This is a genomic window from Amycolatopsis sp. A133 (assembly GCF_031082405.1).
GTDB lineage: Bacteria > Actinomycetota > Actinomycetes > Mycobacteriales > Pseudonocardiaceae > Amycolatopsis.
Map to the genome: position 1 here is coordinate 1 of NZ_JAVHJU010000036.1, position 18,072 is coordinate 18,072.

Genomic DNA, 18,072 nt, shown 5'->3' on the forward strand with positions numbered 1-18,072 from the left:
AGCACGTCGATCCGGGCTCCGGTATCGGCGTCGATCAACACGGTGGCGTAGTCATGCCCCCTGCGCAGGGCGAAATCGTCGATCCCCAGCACCCGAGGCACCGCGTGCTCCGGTAACGGCAAGCCCAGCAAGACTCGTACAGCGGTGTCGCGCCCGAGGGCGATCCCGACTTTGGGCAGCAACCGGGCAGAGGCCCTGCCGGCCAACTCGCGCACGACAGCACGGACCTGTTCACCGAGCCGGACGGTGCGTCGCTGGTAGCGCTCGACCAGGCCCGGTACTTGCTCCCGGAAGGTCTGGCGCGCGCACTCGATGACAGAGCACCGCATCCGGCGTACCCGCAGCCTCACCAGCACCCGGCGTCCATCAACCGGCACATCCGCCGGGACCCGCTCGTGGAAAGCATGAACCCGGCCCGTCGGCGTCCCACAGCCAGGGCACGCCACCGCATCGCCCCTGGTTGATGCCCGTACCACGATCACATCTCCAGCGTCCTCGACACCCTCGATCGACAGCGCCGAAAGCCCCGAGAACACCACACCGACCAGCTTCGCCATCTCAGCCACAAACGATCATGGCAACCCCGCAAAACCCGTCCCGGCCGGGGACCCACCGCCCCACCACCGAAAGCGCGCCAGAGCCGATCACGGGATAGACCCACAGTCGGCGGGACTGCCGGCGGAACTCGCGTGACCAGACCCGTATCTCACGTGACTGAAGACGGAACTCGCGTGATTGGACGCGGAACTCGCGTGACTGGAGGGGCTTCTCGCGTGACTGGGGAGGTATCTCGCGTGATTGGGGAGGCTTCTCGCGTGATTGGCGGGGCATCACCGCTTACCGGGCCGGGCGGCGAAGCAGGTATGTGTCCATGATCCAGCCGTGGCGTTCCCGAGCCTCGGCGCGAACCTCGCGGATGCGGGACGCCAGCGCCGGCGTCAGCGGACCCGAGATCAGGATCTCGTCGGGCGTCCCCACGTACGCGCCCCAGTAGATCGTCAAGCCCGCGGACGTGAAGCGGTCGAACGTCGTGTGGGCGTCCAGGAGCACGAACACGTCGTCGACCCCCTCCGGCCAGCCCGCGGCCAGCCGGCGGCCCGTCGTCAGCTGGACAGCGCGGCCGATCTGGTTCATCGTCGTGCGGTGGCGGGCCACCAGCGCCGAGATGCTGCTGATCCCCGGCACCACCTCGTACTCGAACGTCACGTTCCCCCGCGCCAGGACCGCCTCGATCAGCGCGATCGTGCTGTCGTACAGCGACGGGTCGCCCCACACCAGGAACGCCCCCACCCCGGCGGGCCCGAGCTCCGAACCGATCAGCTCCTCGTACACCGCCGCCCGCGCGGCGTGCCAGTCGGCCACCGCGGCCCGGTAGTCCGCCGGCGTGCGGTCGCGCGGCGGGTCCGGAACCAGGACCACCCGGTACTCCCGCGTCACGAACCGGTCGAGGATCTCCTGCCGCAGCCGCACCAGGTCGGCCTTCTCGGACCCCTTGTCGAGCACGAAGAAGACGTCTACGCGGTTGAGCCGGTCGATCGCCTGCACCGTCAGGTGTTCCGGGTCGCCGGCGCCGATCCCGATCGCGTAGAGCTTCCGCATGCCGCGAGTCTCGCGTGCCCCGATAGAGAACCCCTACCCCCGATGGGTATAAAGGAAGGAGACGAAAGGAGCGGGAGATGGCCGAAACGACCTACACCGTCGAGGGCATGACCTGCGGACACTGCGCCACCTCGGTCCGCGAGGAGGTCTCCGAGCTCGACGGCGTCCGGCAGGTGGACGTCGACGTCGAGAGCGGGCGCGTGACCGTGACGAGCGACACCCAGCTGCCCACCGACGCGGTCGCCGCCGCCGTCACCGAGGCCGGCTACCGCCTGGTCGCGTGAGCCAGGCCGAGGTGACCACCGCGGCCCGCGTCGAACTCGCCATCGGCGGGATGACGTGTGCGTCCTGCGCCGCCCGTGTCGAGCGCAAGCTCAACAAGGTCGACGGCGTCACCGCGACCGTCAACTACGCCACCGAAAAAGCGCAGGTCATCTATCCGAGCGGGCTGTCGGTCGACGACCTGCGGGCCGTCGTCGAAGCCGCCGGCTACTCCGCGCGGCTGCCCGAGCCGGAGACCGCCGACGAGACGCCGGCGCTGCGCAAGCGTTTGCTGATCTCGGCCGGGCTCACCGTTCCGCTGATCGCGCTCGCGATGGTTCCGGCCTGGCAGTTCGCGGCCTGGCCGTGGGTCGCGCTCGCCCTCGCCGCGCCGGTCGTCACCTGGGGCGCGTGGCCGTTCCACCGCGCCGCCGCGGTCAACCTGCGCCACGCCACCGCCACGATGGACACGCTGATTTCGCTCGGCGTCGTCGCTTCCGTGGCCTGGTCGCTGTACGCGCTCGTCTTCGGGATGCCCGGCCACCACCAGCTGTACTTCGAGGTGGCCGCCGCGATCACCACGTTCATCCTGGCCGGCCGCTACTTCGAGACGCGCTCGAAGCGTCGCGCCGGCGCCGCCCTCCGCGCGTTGATGGATCTCGGCGCGAAGGACGTCGCCGTGCTCCGCGACGGCGAAGAGCACCTCATCGCCGTCGAAAAACTGCAGGTCGGCGACGTCTTCGTGGCCCGGCCCGGCGAGAAGATCGCCACCGACGGCGTGGTCGCCGAAGGCGGCTCCGCGGTCGACACCAGCGTGCTCACCGGGGAGCCCGTGCCGGTGGAGGTCGGCCCGGGAGACGCGGTCACCGGGGCGACGGTCAACGTCGGCGGCCGGCTGCTCGTGCGCGCCACGCGCGTCGGGACGGACACCCGGCTGGCGCAGATGGCGCGGCTCGTCGAAGCCGCGCAGAACGGCAAGGCCGACGTCCAGCGGCTCGCCGACCGGGTGTCCGCGGTCTTCGTCCCGGCGGTCGTCCTCGCGGCGCTGGCGACGCTGGCCGGCTGGCTGGCGACCGGCGGCACGGCGGAGGCGGCGTTCACCGCGGCCGTCGCCGTCCTGATCATCGCCTGCCCGTGCGCGCTCGGCCTCGCAACGCCGACGGCGCTGCTGGTCGGCACCGGCCGCGGCGCGCAGCTGGGCATCCTCATCAAGGGTCCCGAGGTGCTCGAGTCCACCCGCCGGGTCGACACCGTGGTCTTGGACAAGACCGGCACGGTCACCACCGGCCGGATGGCGCTCGTCGAGGGCGACGGCGAGGCACTCCGGCTCGCGGGCGCCGTCGAGGCCGCCTCCGAGCACCCGATCGCCCGCGCCATCGCGGCCGCGGCCCGCGAGCGCTCCGGCGCGCTGCCCGCCGTCACGCAGTTCCGCAGCACCGCGGGCCTCGGGGTGACCGGCGTGGTGGAGGGACACGAGGTCGCTGTCGGGCGGGCGGCGTTCGTCGGCGGTGAGCTCACCGAGACCAAAGGCGCGACCACGGTCGGCGTGGCCGTCGACGGCGAAGTCCGCGGACGGCTGGTCGTCGCCGACACGATCAAGCCGACGTCCGCGCGGGCGGTCGCCGAGCTGCGCGAACTCGGCCTGACGCCGGTGCTGCTGACCGGCGACAACGCCGGCGCGGCGCGGGCGATCGCGGCCCAGGCGGGGATCGACGAGGTCGTCGCCGAGGTGCTGCCGGAGGAGAAGGTCGCCGTCGTCAAGCGGCTGCAGGCCGAGGGCCGCGTGGTGGCGATGGTCGGCGACGGCGTCAACGACGCGGCCGCGCTCGCCCAGGCCGACCTCGGCTTGGCCATGGGCACGGGAACGGACGCGGCCATCGAGGCGAGCGACCTGACCCTGGTGCGCGGCGACCTGCGGGTCGCGGCCGACGCGATCCGGCTGGCCCGCCGCACCCTCTCCACGATCAAGGGGAACCTGTTCTGGGCGTTCGCCTACAACGTGGCGGCGCTGCCGCTGGCCGCGCTCGGCCTGCTCGACCCGATGATCGCGGGCGCGGCGATGGCGTGCTCGTCGGCGTTCGTGGTGAGCAACAGCCTCCGGCTGCGTCGCTTCCGCTGACACCCCGGGAGGGTATAGTCGGGGCGAAGGGTGCCGACGACGGGGACAGGTGGGCGATGACGGGTTACGGCAGCGAGCGGGACGCCTATCTCAAGCGCTTGCGCCGGATCGAGGGGCAGATCCGCGGGTTGCAGCGGATGGTCGAGCAGGACAAGTACTGCATCGACATCCTGACCCAGGTCTCGGCGGCGACGAAGGCACTGCAGTCGTTTTCGCTGGAGCTGCTCGACGAGCACCTGGCGACGTGCGTGGTCCAAGCCGCCGCGGCGGGTGGCGAGGAAGCGGATCTGAAGGTGCGGGAAGCCTCGGACGCCATCGCCCGGCTGGTTCGTTCGTAGGCCGGGGCAGGTCAGCGGACCAGCACCGCCAGCGTCAAGCCGCCCGCGTTCGTCGTGAAGTGCACGATCACCGGCGCCAGCACGCCGCGGCCCGCGTGGCGCCACCAGTGCATGAAAATGCCCGCCGCGGCCGCGGCCGCCATCGCCAGCACCTGGAGCACCACCGCCGGCGTCGAGCCGAACACCGCGTGGACCGCCGCGTTGCGGCCGATCGCCAACGCCGGCAGGGCGTGCCACAGCCCGAACAGCGCCGCCGCCGCGAGGATCGGGGGCCAGCGCCACCGCTCGTCCGTGGCCCCGAACAACGCCGGGAGCACTCCGCGGAACGCCACCTCCTCGATCAGGACCGTCCCGAACAGGATGCGGCCGCACGTCAGCCACAGCAGCTGGCCCACGTCCGGGTCGCCGACGCGGCCGTCCTGGTACACCGTGCGCAGCGACGGCACGGCCAGCGCGATGCCGAACCCCAGCGCCACCAGCCCGGCTCCGGCCAAGCCGACCAGCGCCGGGCGGCGGAACGTGCGCAAGCCCAGGTCGTGCCACGTGCAGCTGGCCGCGCGCCCGAGCAACACCAGGACCAGCGCCGCGACCAGACCGCACAGCGGATACGCCCAGCCGGGCAGCACGCGGTTGGCCAGCGTCGTCGACGCCGCCAGCGTCACCACCGCCGCGACCACAGCCGGCGCGCGCCGGGGCGGGGCAGGTGCGGCGTCGGTCAAGGCACGCTCAGCCGACCGCGTCGGTGAGGTCGTCCGCGGGTGACCGTCGCTGGACCGGCACTCTCTTCGACATCGGCAGGGTGGCCTCGGGGTCGAACGGTGCCGCGCGTTCGTCGAGGGCCACCGCCGCGTCGGCCAGCAGGGCGCGGCAGCCCGTCAGGCTCGCGTGGAGCTTGTCGCGGACCTCGGTCAACGCCGTGACCTCGCGTTGAGCCGCCTCGACCAGCGTTTCGCCGTGGCGGGTGGCGTCGGTGACCAGCTGTTCGGCTTTCTTCCGGGCGGCGGCCAGCTCGCCCTCGCCGGTCGCGACCAGCTGTTCGGCCTTCGCGCGGCCGGCCGCTTCCTGCTCGGCCAGTTCACGCATCGCGTCGGCGCGCCGGACCGTCATGGCGCGCGTGTGGTCCTCTTCCAGCTGCGCACGCCGGCGCGCCGCGGCTTCGTCGAGCTCACGGCGTCGCTGCTCGGCCGCGCGCACGAGTTCCTCGTGCTCGGCGCGCTGCCGCTCGCGTTCGGCTTCGGCCTCGGCGACCAGCCGGCGTTCCTCCGCGGTGAGCCGGACGGCCTCCGCCTCGGCGTCGCGCCGGATCCGCTCCGCGGCTTCCGTTGCGTGCGCGGTGATTTCCGCCGCTTCCTCGCGGGTCAGCTCGATCATCCGGCGGGAGCGCTCCTGCAGCGCGTCCGCGGGGATCGGGGTCATGCTGATCCGGTCGATCTTCACGCGGAGCTCACGGTTCTCCTCGGCGAGCGCCGTTCCGCGACGGCGCGCCGCGTCGCGTTCGGCGGTGAGTCTGCGGATCTCGGCCTCGGCCCACGCGACGTATTCGGTGACCTGGGCGCGGTGAAAACCGCGCCACGCCAGGTCGAATCCGGGCACCGCGAGCGCCGCGTCCTCGCCACCGCCGGGGGCCATGCCTCACCTCCGAATTGGATGGTTTCTCCCCGGCCGCGCGTTTTTGTTGCGGCACCGGGGAATTTCGCGTGCACCCCAGTGTGCCGCAAACTCACCGCCGAGCGCTCCCCGGGCGGCCGATCATTCGTCGAACGGTTCCCCGCGGCCGGTGGACGTGCCCCGCACGTCGGCCGGTCCGGCCGGTTCCGGCGCAGCGTGACGACCGCGATCCGTTGTCCCTCTTCGGAAAGCGGCTCGTGGTCGACATCGACGTGGTGCACCGACCAGCGCTCGCCGAGGTGGACGACCGAGTGGGCAAGGTCACGACCTCCCGAGGGGCCGGGCTGGGGGGCAACCGGGGAGAACCGCCGGGCCCGTCACCAGGTCATACTGGGCCGGGAGCACGACCGTGCCAGGGTGAGGTGGAACGCGTGACAGCGACTCGGCCGGTCCCGGCCCCGGACTTCGTGGCCTACCCGGAGGTGCGGCGGGGCATCCGCGCGCTGCTCGACGGGCGGCCCGGCACCCACCGCCGCCCGGTCCCGGCGTGTCCGGAATGGACGGTCACCGACCTGCTCGGCCACCTCACCGCCATCGCCGAGCGCGTGCTCGAGCGCCACGGCGGCACCCCACCGGCACCGGCGGCGGCGTTGGCGGTGCCGGAGCTGCTCGACCGCTGGGACGACGTCGGCGAGGACCTCGACCGGCGGCTCGCGGACGCGGGCGGCCGCAGCGGCGAGGTCATGGTGATGGACGCCTACACCCACGAACTCGACCTGCGTGCGGCACTGGGCGTCCCGCCCCCGGTGGAGCACGTCGCCTGGGCCCCGAGCTTCGAAGTGCTGGTTCGCGGCTTCTCCGGTTCGGTCGCCGGCCGCGGCCTCCCCCCGCTGCGCCTGCGCACCACGGGCGGCTCGACGTGGACGGCGGGCCCGGGACGCCCCCGGGCATCGGTGACGGCCCCGGCCCACGACCTGTACCGCGCCCTGGCCGGCCGGCGGTCGGTCGCCCAGCTGGTGGCGCTGGAGTGGAGCGAGGCGCCGGGGCCTTGGCTGGCCGCCTTCAGCTGGGGGCCGTTCGTGCCGCCGGCGCGACCTGGGGTTTGAGCCCGGACGCCGGGGCGGGATCGCCGTTCTCGGAGCCGGCAGCATCGCTCGTGCCGCTGCCGCCGGCGCGACCTGGGGTTTGAGCTGGTGGTGGGCGGTCCCGGTGCCGTTCTTCCGGCGGCCGCGGCTTGGTGTCCGAACCCGGCCGCCGGGTGGGATCACGGCCGCTCGTGCCGCCGCTGCGAGCCGGTGGGCGGGTTGGGGCGGTGGTGTTCGTCCGGCGGCCGGGGCCCAAGGCCGGCGCCGCCGGGTGGGGCCGCCCTGCCCAGCGCCGCCGCGGCGGGCCTGGCAACTCAGGCTGCCGCCCCTCCCGCCGCGGCGGTCTGGCAACTCAGCCGTTGGGTGGGGTCGCCGCACCCGGCCCACCCGCGGCCCCCGCAATCACCCGCCCGGCGGGGTCACCGTCAGCAGGGCCGCCAGCCCCAGCACCAAAGTACTCAGCACGACCTCCGCGGCCACCGCCAGCCGCAACCGGCGCAAATCCGCCGTTACCGTTGCCGTCGCGCCCGCTCCCGGGGCCGCCAGACCTCGCTGCACCACCCGCCGGGACCGGCTCGCCACCGCCAGCAGCAGCACGAACCCCGCGATCTTCAGCAGCACCAGCACCCCGAAGCGGGTCGTCCACAGGGACGACAGCGACGGCATGATGCGCAGCGCCAACACCGCTCCGCTGATCGCGATCGCCGTCACCGAGCCCGCCGCGATGCGGGAGAACCGGGCCGCCACCGGGGTCAGGTCCTCCCCGCTGCTCGGGCGGTACAGGCACACGGCCAGCTGGATCAGCCCGCCCGCCCACACGGCGATCGCGCCGAAGTGCACCAAGTCCGCCGAGACCGAGAAGAACATCACCGGGTCCGTGACCGGGTGGCCGGTGGCCGAGAACGTCAGGAGCACGAGGAACCCCGTCACCATGGTGAGGTTCTCGTACCGGGAACGCAGCCGGTCCGGCAGCTCCGGCCGCAGCAGCCTCGGCAGCAGCACGGCGAACGCCGCCACCGCGGCCAGCCTCAGGAGCAGCAGCTTCCCGTACGCGACGCGCAGCGTGTCCGCCAAGAGCCCCGTGTCGAACACCGCTCCGAGGCCCCGGCCGGCCGCGTACGGGCCCTGCAGCACGAACGCCGCGACCGTCGTCGCCGCGACCAGGCCGACGCCGCCCGACAGCAGGCGGCGGGCTCGGCGGTCGGTGCGGGCGGCCGGGCGGCACAGCACCACGAACACGAGGCCGCCGAGGAGCACCACCCCGAGGTAGGCCAGCCAGCGCACCGCCGTCGACGTCGTGTCGACCGCCGTGTCGGTGCCGGTGGCCGCCGAGACCGCGCCCGCCGAGGTCACGAGCGGCCCGGTGCCGACCACAAAGGCGAACGTGCCGCGCACCGGGTGCGAATCGGCCGAGACGAAGGCGTATTCGACCAGGTAACTGCCGTCCGGCAGGCCCGGCCGCAGCCGTACCCCGACCTCCTCGGCCACCTGGCCCGGCTGGAACACCGGGCCGGAGTCGACCTGGTGGCCTTCGAGGTCGACGACCTTGATCGACCCCGGCTGGATGCCGACGTTCTCCGACAGGGTGATCGACACCAGGGACGGCGCCGCGCTCAGGCGGGCGCCGTCCCCGGGGGTCGACGAGACGACTTCGACGTGCGCCGAAGCCGGTGTGGCGCTGAACAGCAGCCAGCCGGCGAGCAGCGTCAGCAGGGTCAGCGCCCGCTTCACGACGCGGCGAGCGCGGGCTGCCTCGGCACGCCGCAGGAGCAGCCGGTCAGTTCGCGTTCGGCGGCCGAGGCGCGCCGGTGCAGCACCACCGCGACGATCATCGGGATGGTGACGATCGTGTTGTAGAACAGGTGCAGCTCCACGCGCGGCACGAGCAGCTGGACGATGCTGGTGGGCACCTTCGAGCCGGCCAGCCGCCAGCCGGACTGGGCCTGGACGAACAGCAGCAGGTGCTCGATGTGGTGCCAGAACTGCAGGCCCAGCGCCAGGTTCCACCACTGCCGCGACCGGCCCGCGAACCCGCGCCGCAGAGCCCACAGGAACACCAGCATCACCAGCGCGTAGCCGTAGTGCAGCCATTCCTGCGAAATCAGCCACGGGAACGGCACGCCGAGGATGCCGCGCGCCCGCGCGGTGGGCCAGCCGAACCCGTAGATCTGGACGGCCTGGACGATGTGCTCCGCCCAGTGCGCCACCACGACGAGCATGAACACGGCGAGCGCGCGGTGGTGGTGGCGGCTGTTGAGCCCGCCGAGGAACCCGCCCGGCCGGGCGATTTGAGACGTCGACATGCTGACCCCAGTTCCCGAAGACGACGGTGTGCGTAGACGATAGCCGCTCCGGAACGATGATCCGTTACTCCGGATTGCTGATCTCGCAACGGAAATTACGATGCTCGGCGGATTGCCTGCCGCCGGGCGGGGCAGTGCGCCCCGCCCGCGCGACTGGTCAGTGCGCGACGAGGCCGGTCGGGCGGTCCGGCGACGGCGGGACGTGGAACAGCCGGGTGAACAGGTCCAGGTGCGCCGGGTCGCCCTGGACGCGGACCTTGCCGCTGGCGATGGCGTCCCGTGCGGACAGGCTGCCCCGCAGCAGGTCCAGGATCGCCGGCCCCTGCGGCTCGATCACCAGGTCGGCGGCGGGCAGCGCGCCGGCGGAGGCCTTCAGCGCGCCGTCGTCGACCATGGCGTGCACGATCATCTCGCCGCCGAGGTGGTGCAGTTCGTAGTTGACGTGCACGCCCGCGGCGGCCTCCTCCTGGAAGGTCGTGTACAGCGAGATGATCGCGGCGTCGAGCGTGAAGACCTCGTCCGGCTTCGGGTAGCTCAGCGAACGAGCGCCCCACAGGCCGAGGTCGAGCACGATGTGGTCGAGTTCGCAGCCGTACTCGGTCAGCTCGTAGACGACGCCGGCGTCCAGCTGCGACAGAACGCGCCGGCGGACGACGCCCGCCTCTTCGAGCTCGTTGAGGCGGGAGGTCAGGATGCTGACCGGGATCCGCGGGAGGGTGCGCTGCAGGTCGTCGAACCGCTTCGGGCCGAGCATGAGATCACGCACCACGAGCAGTGACCACCGTTCGCCGACGATCTCGAGCGCCCGCGCCAAGCCGCAGAACTGTCCGTACGTGCGAGCAGAGGTAGTCATACTCGGGTCCTCACTTGTCTCGGGGTGCCAGGCCGGGCGCCGCCCGATTCGCGCAGGGCCGCGAGTTCGGTTACGGTCCCCCGTGACGCGCCGTGCCGCCACGGGCGTCGCTGTCTACGGTGACGGTTCGCCGCCGTGCCCGGCCAGTGAGCCGTACACCGCCGCCCCATGTGTTTCGCACGCCGGACCATGCGTTTTGCACGACTTCCCCGTGCTCACGGCACTGGTCGAGTAGACGTCGGGTGGAGCAGGATTCCCTGGTCTCCCATCTCGCCTCCCGACGACCGGCAGGAGAGCTCATGCGCACGACAGCGGTGGACGCGTGGGTCCCGGACGACGGGGGCGCCGCGGCCGCGCCCGCCGCTCCCACGCGGTCCCCGGCGTTCCGGCGGCACCTGCGGGCGGAGGTCCGGGCCGGCAAAGGGGCGTACCTGTTCTCCGAGCAGGGCGTGATCGCGATGCGCGGGGCGAAGATCGAGTCGCTGGCCGCGCTGCTGGACGGCACGCACGACCTCGAGCGGCTGCTGCGCGGCCGTCCCGGCGGGATGGCGCCGGAGGAGGTCGCCGCGCTGCTGGCCCAGCTCGTCGACGCGGGGCTGGTGACGCTGCGCAGCCAGGGCGGCGACGAGCGGCCCGGCGACGAGCACGCGCTGGCCTACTGGGACGCCTGCGGCGTCGACGCCGACGTGGTCGCGGCCCGGCAGGGCACCGTGCGGCTGACCGCGGTCGGCGACAGCGCCGACGGCGTCGACCCCGGCGCGGTCGAGCGGGCACTGGCCGGGGCCGGCCTCGAAGTGGTGCGCCCGGACACCGGCGCCGCCGACCTGTCGGTGGTGCTGTGCGCCGACTACCTCGACCCGCGGCTGGCCCGGATCGACGCGGAGCACCGGCGGGCCGGGCGGCCGTGGCTGCTGGCGCGCCCGTTCGGGGCCCAGGTGTGGATCGGGCCCGTGCTGCAGCCCGACGGCGCGTGCTGGCACTGCCTGACCCACCGGCTGTGGGGACACCGGCACGCCGAAGCGTGCGTCCAGGAGGAGCTCGGCCACGCCGGCCCGGCACGCCGCCCGGTCTCGGCGCTGCCGCCGCTCACCTCGGCCGCGGCGCACCTCATCGCGCTGGAGGCGGCCAAGTGGGTGGCCGGGTACCGCCACCGCGGCCAGCAGTGCGTGTGGACGCTCGACACGCTCGACCTGCAGGGCAGGCTGCACGAGCTGCGCCGCCGCCCGCAGTGCCCCCGCTGCGGCGACCCGTGGCTGGTGGCGTGGCGCTCGACGCGCCCGGTCGTGCTGCAGCCGGCCAGGAAGGCGACCACCGGGGGCGGCGGGCACCGCACGGCGACGCCGGCGCAGATGCTCGACCGGCACCGGCACCTGGTCAGCCCGGTCACCGGGATCATCAAGGAGATCCAGCCCGACCCGGCCGCGCCGTGGTTCGCCAACGCCTACCGCTCCGGGCCCAACATCGCCCGCGGCGTCACCGGGATGGCCGCGCTGCGCGCCGGATTGCGCTGCGAGAACGGCGGCAAGGGCGTCAGCCCGCTCGACGCCGAGGTCAGCGCGCTCTGCGAGGCCGCGGAACGGTTCTCCGGCAACTTCCAGGGCGACGAGCTGCGCATCCGCGGCTCCTACGCCGAGCTGGGCGAGGAAGCCGTGCACCCCAACGAGTGCATGCTCTTCGCGGACCGGCAGTACGCCGAGCGTGCGACCTGGAACCCCGAACACGCGGACTTCCAGCGCGTCGGCGAGCCGTTCGACTGCGCGGCCCCGATCGACTGGACGCCGGTGTGGTCGCTGTCCGGGCGCCGCCGTCTGCTGCCGACGTCCTACCTGTACTACGGAACCCCGCGGGAGGGCGCGGCGCGCGGGGTGCGCGCCGACTCCAACGGCGCCGCGGCGGGCAGCAGCCTGGAGGACGCGATCCTGCAGGGCGCGCTGGAACTCGTCGAACGCGACGCCGTCGCGCTGTGGTGGTACAACCGCACGCCGGTGCCGGGTGTCGACCTCGCCTCCTTCGCCGACCCGTGGCTGGACGAGATGGTCGCGAGCTACGCCGGGATCGGCCGTCAGCTGTGGGTCCTCGACGTGACCTCGGACCTGGGGATCCCGGTGACCGTGGCGCTGTCGCGGCGGATCGACGGGCCGCACGAAGACATCATGCTGGGCTTCGGTGCGCACCTCGACCCGCGGATCGCCGTGCGCCGCGCGGTGACCGAGCTCAACCAGATGCTGCCCGTCGTGCAGGCCGCCGGCCACGGCCTCGACGACCCGGACGCGCGGCGCTGGCTCGAGTACGCCACCGTCGCGAACCAGCCGTACCTGCGGCCCGCGGCCGGGCAGCGGATGCGGACCGCCGCGGACTTCCGGTTCGTCAACCGGGCCGACGTCCGCGACGACGTCGAGGCGCTGACCCGGGTGTTCGACCGCGCCGGGCTGGAGCTGCTGGTGCTCGACCAGACCCGGCCGGACGTCGGGATCCCGGTGGTCAAGGTGCTGGCGCCGGGGCTGCGCCCGTTCTGGGCCCGCTTCGCGCCCGGACGGCTCTTCGACGTCCCGGTGCGGCTGGGCAGGCTCGACGCACCGACCCCGTACGAGCGGCTCAACCCGTTCCCCATGTTCCTGTGAAGGCGCCCGCGGGCGCCCGCTGTTCGTTGTCCGCTTGAGGAGTTGGCCTTGCCTGCTGAGCGCCCGGAGGGGATCCCGGAGACCATCCGGCTCTGGTCCCTCACCGAAGACACCCTGCTGGAGGCGGGGGACGACGACACGGTCGTCGCGATCACCTGGTGGGGCGAGTACGAGCTGCCGGGCATTCCCGGGCCGGTCCGCGAGTCGCTGAGCCGGATGGTGCTCGGCCCGGTGTCGATGCGCAACCTCGCGTCGTCGGCGAGCGGGGGTTCCGAAGCCTGGGCGGTCGTGCTGCGCAAGGTCCTCAGCCGGCTGTCCGGCTCGGTGGTGCACTCGCTGGCGCTCAACGACGGCCGCGGGCCGGTGCTCTCGGCGATCCCGGTGACCCAGTCCCCGGTCTTCCCGACCGATCCGGTGCCGCCCGGCAGGCTGATCAAGCTGTCGCGGTTCTCGGCGATGCGCCCGGACAGCGGCGGTCTGCTGCTCGAGTCGCCCCGCGCCCGGTACCGGGTCGCGCTGCTGCGGCCGCCCGCGGTGAGCGTCGCGTCGTCGCTGGCCGGGCCGGTCACCGTCGCGCAGGTCGCCGAGACCACCGGGCTGACCGAGGCGCTCGTGGCGGACGTCGTGGCGTTCCTGGTCGCCGCGGGCGTGGTGCTGGTGGCCGACGACTGGGCGGCGTTCGCCGAGGACACCGACGCGGAACTGGCCGTCTGGTCGCCCGACGACCTGATGTTCCACGCCCGCAGCCGGACGTGGCAGAAGGGCGGGCCGCCGGACCCGGAGGCGCACCGGAAGGGCACCGAGCCGCCGGTGGTCAAGCAGATCACCGCCGGCCCGACCTTCCCGCTGCACCGACCCGACCCGGCGGTGCTCGAGGCGACCGACCCGACGCTGAGCACGTTGCTCGAACACGACCACAGCTGCCCCGAGGTCACCGAGCGCGCGCTGTCGGCCGAGCAGGTCGGGGAGCTGCTCTACCGCGCGGCCCGGGTCCGGTCGATCGGGCCGGCGTACCTGCCCGGCGGGCCCGGCCACGAGGCCTCCCAGCGGCCGTACTTCAGCATCGCCTGCCTGTACGAGCTGGAGATCTACGTCGGGATCAACCGCTGCGCGGGCCTGGCGCGGGGGATCTACCACTACGACCCGCTGTGGCACACGCTGACGCTGATCAACGACGACATGGGCGTCCTCGACGGCATGCTCGACCTGGCGATGATCGGCGCCGGCAGCCACCGCAGGCCCTCGGTGCTGCTGACGATGACCGCGCGGATGTCGCGGATCGCCTGGGTGCTCGGCAGTGCCGCGTACGCGACGACGCTGGTGCACGTCGGCGCGCTGCAGCAGGTCCTCTACCTGACGGCGAAGGCGATGGGACTGACCGCGCACGCGGTGCCGGTGGACGCCGGCGACCGCGTCGACCGCTCGCTGAAACTGGAGTGGCCGGCCGAGGTCAGCGTCGGCGAATGCGTCCTGGACTTCCCGCTCGCGCGGTGAAACGGCGGTCCGCCCGGTACGTCCGCCCTGTTACCTTGGTGTCGCCGGGGTGCGGGGGGTATGCGGGAGAGGGGCCGTGGTCAGCCGGTGCGGATTCGCGGTGCGTGGTTTCGGGAACGGGACGACGGGCAAGCTCCCCCGTTCAGGGAGGAGCGGCCCGGCAGCCGCACGCTCGTCTTCGGCGCCCAGGCCGTGGCCGCCGCCGCGGTGGCGTCACTGGCGTTCCTGCCCGTGCTGGCCGGGCGGGAGCCCTGGTTCGTGCGGCTGGCCGCGCTGGTCTGCGCCGCGGCGCTCGCGGGCGCGCACGTGGCCTGGTTCGCTCGCGGCCGCGTCCGGCGTCCGGTGCTGGCTCTCGTCGTGCAGGCCGCACTGGGATTCCTGCCGTTCCTGCAGCTCGGCGCGTTGTGGAGCACGGCGCCCAGCTTCTTCGCCGGCGGGCTGCTGCTGGCGTTCCGGCCGGGAAAGGCGGTGCCCGGCGCGGTGCTGGTGTGCGTCGCGGCGGGCGGCGTCTCGGGGTGGTCGGCCGGTTCGGTGGACGCGGCGGTGGCGGGTGCGGTGTCGGCCGGGGTGGCCGCGCTGACGCTGTTCGGGCTCGCCACGGCCGCGCGGCTGGTGGCCGAGCGCGCGGACGAGGTGCGCGAGCTGAAGCGCCAGGCCATCGCCGAGGAGCGGAAGCGGTTTTCCCGCGACCTGCACGACCTGCTGGGGTTGAGCCTTTCGGCGATCACCCTCAAGGGTGAACTGGTCGACCGGCTGGTGCTGAGCAGACCCGCGCAGGCGAAGGACGAACTGGCGGAGCTGCTGGTGATGTCGCGACGGGCGCTGGCCGACGTCCGCACGATCGCCGCGGGCTACCGCGAGCTGTCGCTGGACGACGAGTGCCGCGCGGCGGCGGCGGTGCTGAGCGCGGCCGGCACCCGGGTGACGGTCGCCCGTTCGGGTATCGGCGACCTGCCGCCGCGGGTGGCGACGGCGCTGGCCACGGCGCTGCGCGAAGGGGTGACGAACGTGGTGCGCCACAGCACGGCGAGCTGGTGCGCGTTTTCGGTGAGCACGGAGGACGGAACGGCCTGGCTGGAGATCGTCAACGACGGCGCGGGCGGCGCGGCGGGCGGCGGCGTGGATTCCGGTGCGGGGCTGCGCAACTTGAGCGCACGCGTCGAGGATTTGAAGGGCACGCTGACGACCGAAGCCGGCGCGGACGGCACGCACCGGCTGGTGGTGGCGATCCCGGTCCGCGAACCACGGGCACCGCGGGCGCCACGCACACCGCGCGCACCGCGCCAGGGCGGCCGGCGGTGGGCGAGCTGAGGCGGTAAGCGCTTTCCACCTCGGGCGGTGCGGGGCCGGCTCAAGCGCCCCAATGTGGCGTTCGGTGCGCTCAACGCACCCAATGTGGCGTTCGGTGCGTTGGACGCAACCAACGCCACATTGGGGCGGTAGGGCCTGCTAGAGCCACTCGGCTTCGGTGGCGATGCGGATCGCGTGGACGCGGTTGCGGGCGTTCAGCTTGGTCACCACCGCCGCCAGGTAGTTGCGGACCGTGCCCGCCGACAGGAACAGCTCCGACGCGATGTCCGCGACCGTGCGCCCGCGGGCCGCCAGCGAGAGGATCTCGATCTCGCGGGGGGTGAGCGGGCAGTCGTCGGTCTCCCAGGCCGCCAAGGCCAGCTCGCTGTCGATCACCCGGCGGCCGATCGCCACCGAGCGGACCGCGTTCGCCAGCTTGTCCGACGGCGCGTCCTTCAGCAGGAAGCCGTTGACCTTGGCGTCCAGCGCCCGGCGGACCGTGCCCGGCCGGCCGAGGCTGGTGAGGATGAGCGTGTGGCAGTCGGGGAGGCTCTCGTGGATCTCGATCGCCGCGGACAGGCCGTCCTTGCCCGGCAGATCGATGTCGATGACCGCGACGTCGGGCTGGGACGCCTTCGCGGCCGGGAGGATCTGGTCGCCCGAAGACACTTCGGCCACCACTTCGATGTCCGATTCCAGGTTCAGGAGGGCGACCAGGGCGCCGCGGACCATGTGCATGTCCTCGGCCAGCAACACCTTGATCACGACGGTACCTCGCACCCCAGTCCGGCGACTCCGAAGGGCAATTGTACGCCATTGCGCGACAGCGCCGGTGTTTCCGCGTTCGCGGCCGCCGTGAATACCGAATTGCCCGGCCGGTTACCCGAGTTCGGCCGGTGACCGCAATCCTGCCGCCGATGTCGGCAGGTTGGGCCGAATGGCTGCGGTTCGGCCCGGACCGGGTGAGCCCGCCGCCCGCGGATTAACGGACGGCGGATTCGGGGTCCGTCAATTGCACGCTCAGCTCGCCATCGGGCGGGCGACGGCGGCCTGGCGCAGGTCCGGCAGCGCCAGCAGGACGGGCGGGTCGAAACCGTGGCGCGGGCGCAGCCGGACGTCGGCCAGGCTCGCGGTGACGCCGCGGTGGATGGTCACCGGCCCGGTGAGGCCGGTGAACGGGCGCAGCCCGTGGTTGTCGAGCGGTGAGGTCCCGTAGGCGTGCGTCAGCACGTACCACGAGCCCTGCGGCACGTCGGCCAGCGCGTACGGGCCCGGCCCGGGCAGGATCGCGTACCGGGCCGGCGCGCCCTCGGCGATCCGGGCGGCGAAGAGCCCGACGAACACCGGCCCGACCTCGGCGGGCGAGGGGACGCGCAGCTGACCGCGCACGGTCGCCCCCGAACCCGGCTGGGCCTGCCGGTCGGCGATCCGCGGCGCCATGCCGTGCAGCTGGCGGTAGCCGGACGGCGAGACGCCGACGCTGCCGCTGAACCGCGCGCTGAACGTGCCGACGCTGTTGTAACCGACCTGGTGGCTGATGTCGGCCACCGAGATCACGGTGGTGGCGAGCAGGCGCTTGGCCTCCGCCAGCCGCAAGGCCGAGAGGAACCGGCCCGGCGACAGCCCGGTGACCCGCAGGAACACCCGGGTGAAGTGGAACTTGCTGAACATGGCCGCGCGGGCGAGGTCGTCGATCGTGAGCCGCTCGCCCAGGTTGTCTCGCATGGTCACGATGGCTCGTGCCACGGCTTGCCGGACGATCTCATCCATGGCCGTCCCTCCGGTCGACGGTGCCGCCGCCGGTGCCTCCGAAGCGGAGGCACCCGGTGCGGGGAAATGATTTCGGCTAAAACTGTAGGTCCGCGGCCGTCTACTTCTTAAGTGCTCTGTGCACCGGTCGGGATGGATTTCACCGGTGGTCGACATGCGTTTTGCACATGCCTGGTTTGGCCGCGCCGTCGCCGGGTACTCCGCCCATGACGGATGCACGTCGAAGCCGTCGTTGATAGCGCGGTGCACCTGTGCGATCGCGCATGGTGACGAAATTCGCGGGTTTCGACGTCCTTTCGATGCCTTGTTAGTCCATTCGGACTCCCTCCCGAAACCGCACGGACCATGTGTAAGCCACAGCAGCCCGATGACGCGGGCACTGGCTGTTGCTGCACTGCTGGGCGACGATTTATGTCACGTGAAGCATTCATCTTCGCCACTGGGAGCACAAAATGTCCGCACAGGTTTCTGCTGACGTCCGCACGCTTTTCGCCGGTCTGGGCATCGAGGTCGAGAAGACCGTCACCGATCTGGCGATCGACCGGTTCGAGCAGTGGAGCGACGGTGTCGCCGACGTCCGGCCGATCCTGGGCAGCATCTGCCGGCTCGACGTCCTCGAGGCGGCCTGAGGCCGTTTTCGCAGTTCTCGTGTCTGCTGAGCCGGTCCCGTCGGGCGCGCGCCGCGCGCCGGCGGTGGCCGGCTCATCGCGTGTGGAGCACAGAAATGTCCA

General features: G+C 72.8%; 17 protein-coding genes. 8 read left to right on the plus strand and 9 right to left on the minus strand.

Features of this window, described 5'->3' with window-relative positions; all coding sequences use genetic code 11:
- Together Q5425_RS23365 and cobF are read right to left on the minus strand one after the other, a co-directional pair.
- The coding region (locus Q5425_RS23365; protein ID WP_308674732.1) for a transposase family protein at positions 1 to 536 on the minus strand (536 nt) is incomplete at its 3' end.
- Between the two features lie 301 nt (positions 537 to 837).
- Entirely contained in the window at positions 838 to 1,599 is a 762-nt protein-coding gene (cobF, locus tag Q5425_RS23370; protein WP_308674420.1) for a precorrin-6A synthase (deacetylating), read from the minus strand.
- 77 nt (positions 1,600 to 1,676) lie between these two features.
- On the opposite strand from cobF, the gene Q5425_RS23375 reads away from it, so the two are divergent.
- From Q5425_RS23375 to Q5425_RS23385, 3 genes are read left to right on the plus strand one after another with little or no spacing between them, the layout of a single operon-like run.
- Positions 1,677 to 1,883, plus strand: a complete 207-nt coding sequence (locus Q5425_RS23375) for a heavy-metal-associated domain-containing protein (protein WP_308674421.1) — start codon at positions 1,677 to 1,679, stop codon at positions 1,881 to 1,883.
- Positions 1,880 to 3,979: a heavy metal translocating P-type ATPase gene (locus Q5425_RS23380; protein WP_308674422.1), complete on the plus strand. Its 2,100-nt coding sequence runs from the start codon at positions 1,880 to 1,882 to the stop codon at positions 3,977 to 3,979. The genes Q5425_RS23375 and Q5425_RS23380 overlap by 4 nt, the downstream gene beginning before the upstream one ends.
- A gap of 56 nt (positions 3,980 to 4,035) precedes the next feature.
- Positions 4,036 to 4,317, plus strand: a complete 282-nt coding sequence (locus Q5425_RS23385; protein WP_043785431.1) for a metal-sensitive transcriptional regulator — start codon at positions 4,036 to 4,038, stop codon at positions 4,315 to 4,317.
- An 11-nt stretch (positions 4,318 to 4,328) separates the two neighbouring features.
- Here Q5425_RS23385 and Q5425_RS23390 read toward each other — a convergent pair whose 3' ends face one another.
- Together Q5425_RS23390 and Q5425_RS23395 are read right to left on the minus strand one after the other, a co-directional pair.
- Positions 4,329 to 5,036: a CPBP family intramembrane glutamic endopeptidase gene (locus tag Q5425_RS23390; RefSeq protein ID WP_308674423.1), complete on the minus strand. Its 708-nt coding sequence runs from the start codon at positions 5,034 to 5,036 to the stop codon at positions 4,329 to 4,331.
- A 7-nt stretch (positions 5,037 to 5,043) separates the two neighbouring features.
- Positions 5,044 to 5,946, minus strand: a complete 903-nt coding sequence (locus Q5425_RS23395; protein WP_308674424.1) for a M protein — start codon at positions 5,944 to 5,946, stop codon at positions 5,044 to 5,046.
- A gap of 410 nt (positions 5,947 to 6,356) precedes the next feature.
- Between Q5425_RS23395 and Q5425_RS23400 the strand changes: the two genes are divergently transcribed.
- A complete protein-coding gene (locus tag Q5425_RS23400) occupies positions 6,357 to 7,031 on the plus strand; it encodes a maleylpyruvate isomerase family mycothiol-dependent enzyme (RefSeq protein ID WP_308674425.1) in 675 nt (224 codons plus the stop codon).
- A 381-nt stretch (positions 7,032 to 7,412) separates the two neighbouring features.
- On the opposite strand, the gene Q5425_RS23405 is transcribed toward Q5425_RS23400, so the two are convergent.
- The 3 genes from Q5425_RS23405 to Q5425_RS23415 all read right to left on the minus strand — a co-directional run bounded on the left by Q5425_RS23405 (position 7,413) and on the right by Q5425_RS23415 (position 10,166).
- Positions 7,413 to 8,741 (minus strand): copper resistance protein CopC, encoded by a 1,329-nt coding sequence (locus Q5425_RS23405; protein WP_308674426.1) that lies wholly within the window; start codon positions 8,739 to 8,741, stop codon positions 7,413 to 7,415.
- Positions 8,738 to 9,313 carry a hypothetical protein gene (locus Q5425_RS23410; RefSeq protein WP_308674427.1) on the minus strand — a complete coding sequence of 192 codons (576 nt, stop codon included), beginning with the start codon at positions 9,311 to 9,313 and terminating at the stop codon, positions 8,738 to 8,740. The genes Q5425_RS23405 and Q5425_RS23410 overlap by 4 nt, the downstream gene beginning before the upstream one ends.
- 157 nt (positions 9,314 to 9,470) lie before the next feature.
- Entirely contained in the window at positions 9,471 to 10,166 is a 696-nt protein-coding gene (locus Q5425_RS23415) for a helix-turn-helix domain-containing protein (RefSeq protein ID WP_308674428.1), read from the minus strand.
- A 299-nt stretch (positions 10,167 to 10,465) separates the two neighbouring features.
- Between Q5425_RS23415 and Q5425_RS23420 the strand changes: the two genes are divergently transcribed.
- The 3 genes from Q5425_RS23420 to Q5425_RS23430 all read left to right on the plus strand — a co-directional run bounded on the left by Q5425_RS23420 (position 10,466) and on the right by Q5425_RS23430 (position 15,592).
- A complete protein-coding gene (locus Q5425_RS23420; RefSeq protein ID WP_308674429.1) occupies positions 10,466 to 12,787 on the plus strand; it encodes a TOMM precursor leader peptide-binding protein in 2,322 nt (773 codons plus the stop codon).
- 48 nt (positions 12,788 to 12,835) lie between these two features.
- The gene (locus Q5425_RS23425; RefSeq protein WP_308674430.1) at positions 12,836 to 14,281 is read left to right on the plus strand and encodes a SagB/ThcOx family dehydrogenase; all 1,446 of its coding nucleotides are present in this window, start codon (positions 12,836 to 12,838) and stop codon (positions 14,279 to 14,281) included.
- 87 nt (positions 14,282 to 14,368) lie between these two features.
- Complete coding sequence (locus Q5425_RS23430; protein ID WP_308674431.1) at positions 14,369 to 15,592, plus strand: histidine kinase; 1,224 nt, start codon at positions 14,369 to 14,371, stop codon at positions 15,590 to 15,592.
- A gap of 138 nt (positions 15,593 to 15,730) precedes the next feature.
- Here the strand turns inward: Q5425_RS23430 and Q5425_RS23435 are convergent, their stop codons facing one another.
- Positions 15,731 to 16,336, minus strand: coding sequence for a response regulator transcription factor (locus Q5425_RS23435; RefSeq protein WP_308674432.1), 606 nt, complete (start codon positions 16,334 to 16,336; stop codon positions 15,731 to 15,733).
- Positions 16,337 to 16,591: 255 nt separating this feature from the next.
- A complete protein-coding gene (locus tag Q5425_RS23440; protein ID WP_308674433.1) occupies positions 16,592 to 17,341 on the minus strand; it encodes an AraC family transcriptional regulator in 750 nt (249 codons plus the stop codon).
- A 452-nt stretch (positions 17,342 to 17,793) separates the two neighbouring features.
- Here Q5425_RS23440 and Q5425_RS23445 point away from each other — a divergent pair, with 452 nt between their 5' ends.
- The gene (locus Q5425_RS23445) at positions 17,794 to 17,970 is read left to right on the plus strand and encodes a hypothetical protein (RefSeq protein ID WP_308674434.1); all 177 of its coding nucleotides are present in this window, start codon (positions 17,794 to 17,796) and stop codon (positions 17,968 to 17,970) included.
- Positions 17,971 to 18,072 lie beyond the last annotated feature (102 nt).

Excerpts from the sequence above, each read along its gene's own strand:
- cobF (WP_308674420.1), bottom strand. The coding sequence starts at position 1,599 with ATGCGGAAGCTCTACGCGATCGGGATCGGCGCCGGCGACCCGGAACAC.
- Q5425_RS23375 (WP_308674421.1), top strand. The coding sequence starts at position 1,677 with ATGGCCGAAACGACCTACACCGTCGAGGGCATGACCTGCGGACACTGC.
- Q5425_RS23385 (WP_043785431.1), top strand. The coding sequence starts at position 4,036 with ATGACGGGTTACGGCAGCGAGCGGGACGCCTATCTCAAGCGCTTGCGC.
- Q5425_RS23395 (WP_308674424.1), bottom strand. The coding sequence starts at position 5,946 with ATGGCCCCCGGCGGTGGCGAGGACGCGGCGCTCGCGGTGCCCGGATTC.
- Q5425_RS23410 (WP_308674427.1), bottom strand. The coding sequence starts at position 9,313 with ATGTCGACGTCTCAAATCGCCCGGCCGGGCGGGTTCCTCGGCGGGCTC.
- Q5425_RS23415 (WP_308674428.1), bottom strand. The coding sequence starts at position 10,166 with ATGACTACCTCTGCTCGCACGTACGGACAGTTCTGCGGCTTGGCGCGG.
- Q5425_RS23420 (WP_308674429.1), top strand. The coding sequence starts at position 10,466 with ATGCGCACGACAGCGGTGGACGCGTGGGTCCCGGACGACGGGGGCGCC.
- Q5425_RS23440 (WP_308674433.1), bottom strand. The coding sequence starts at position 17,341 with ATGGATGAGATCGTCCGGCAAGCCGTGGCACGAGCCATCGTGACCATG.
- Q5425_RS23445 (WP_308674434.1), top strand. The coding sequence starts at position 17,794 with ATGTCCGCACAGGTTTCTGCTGACGTCCGCACGCTTTTCGCCGGTCTG.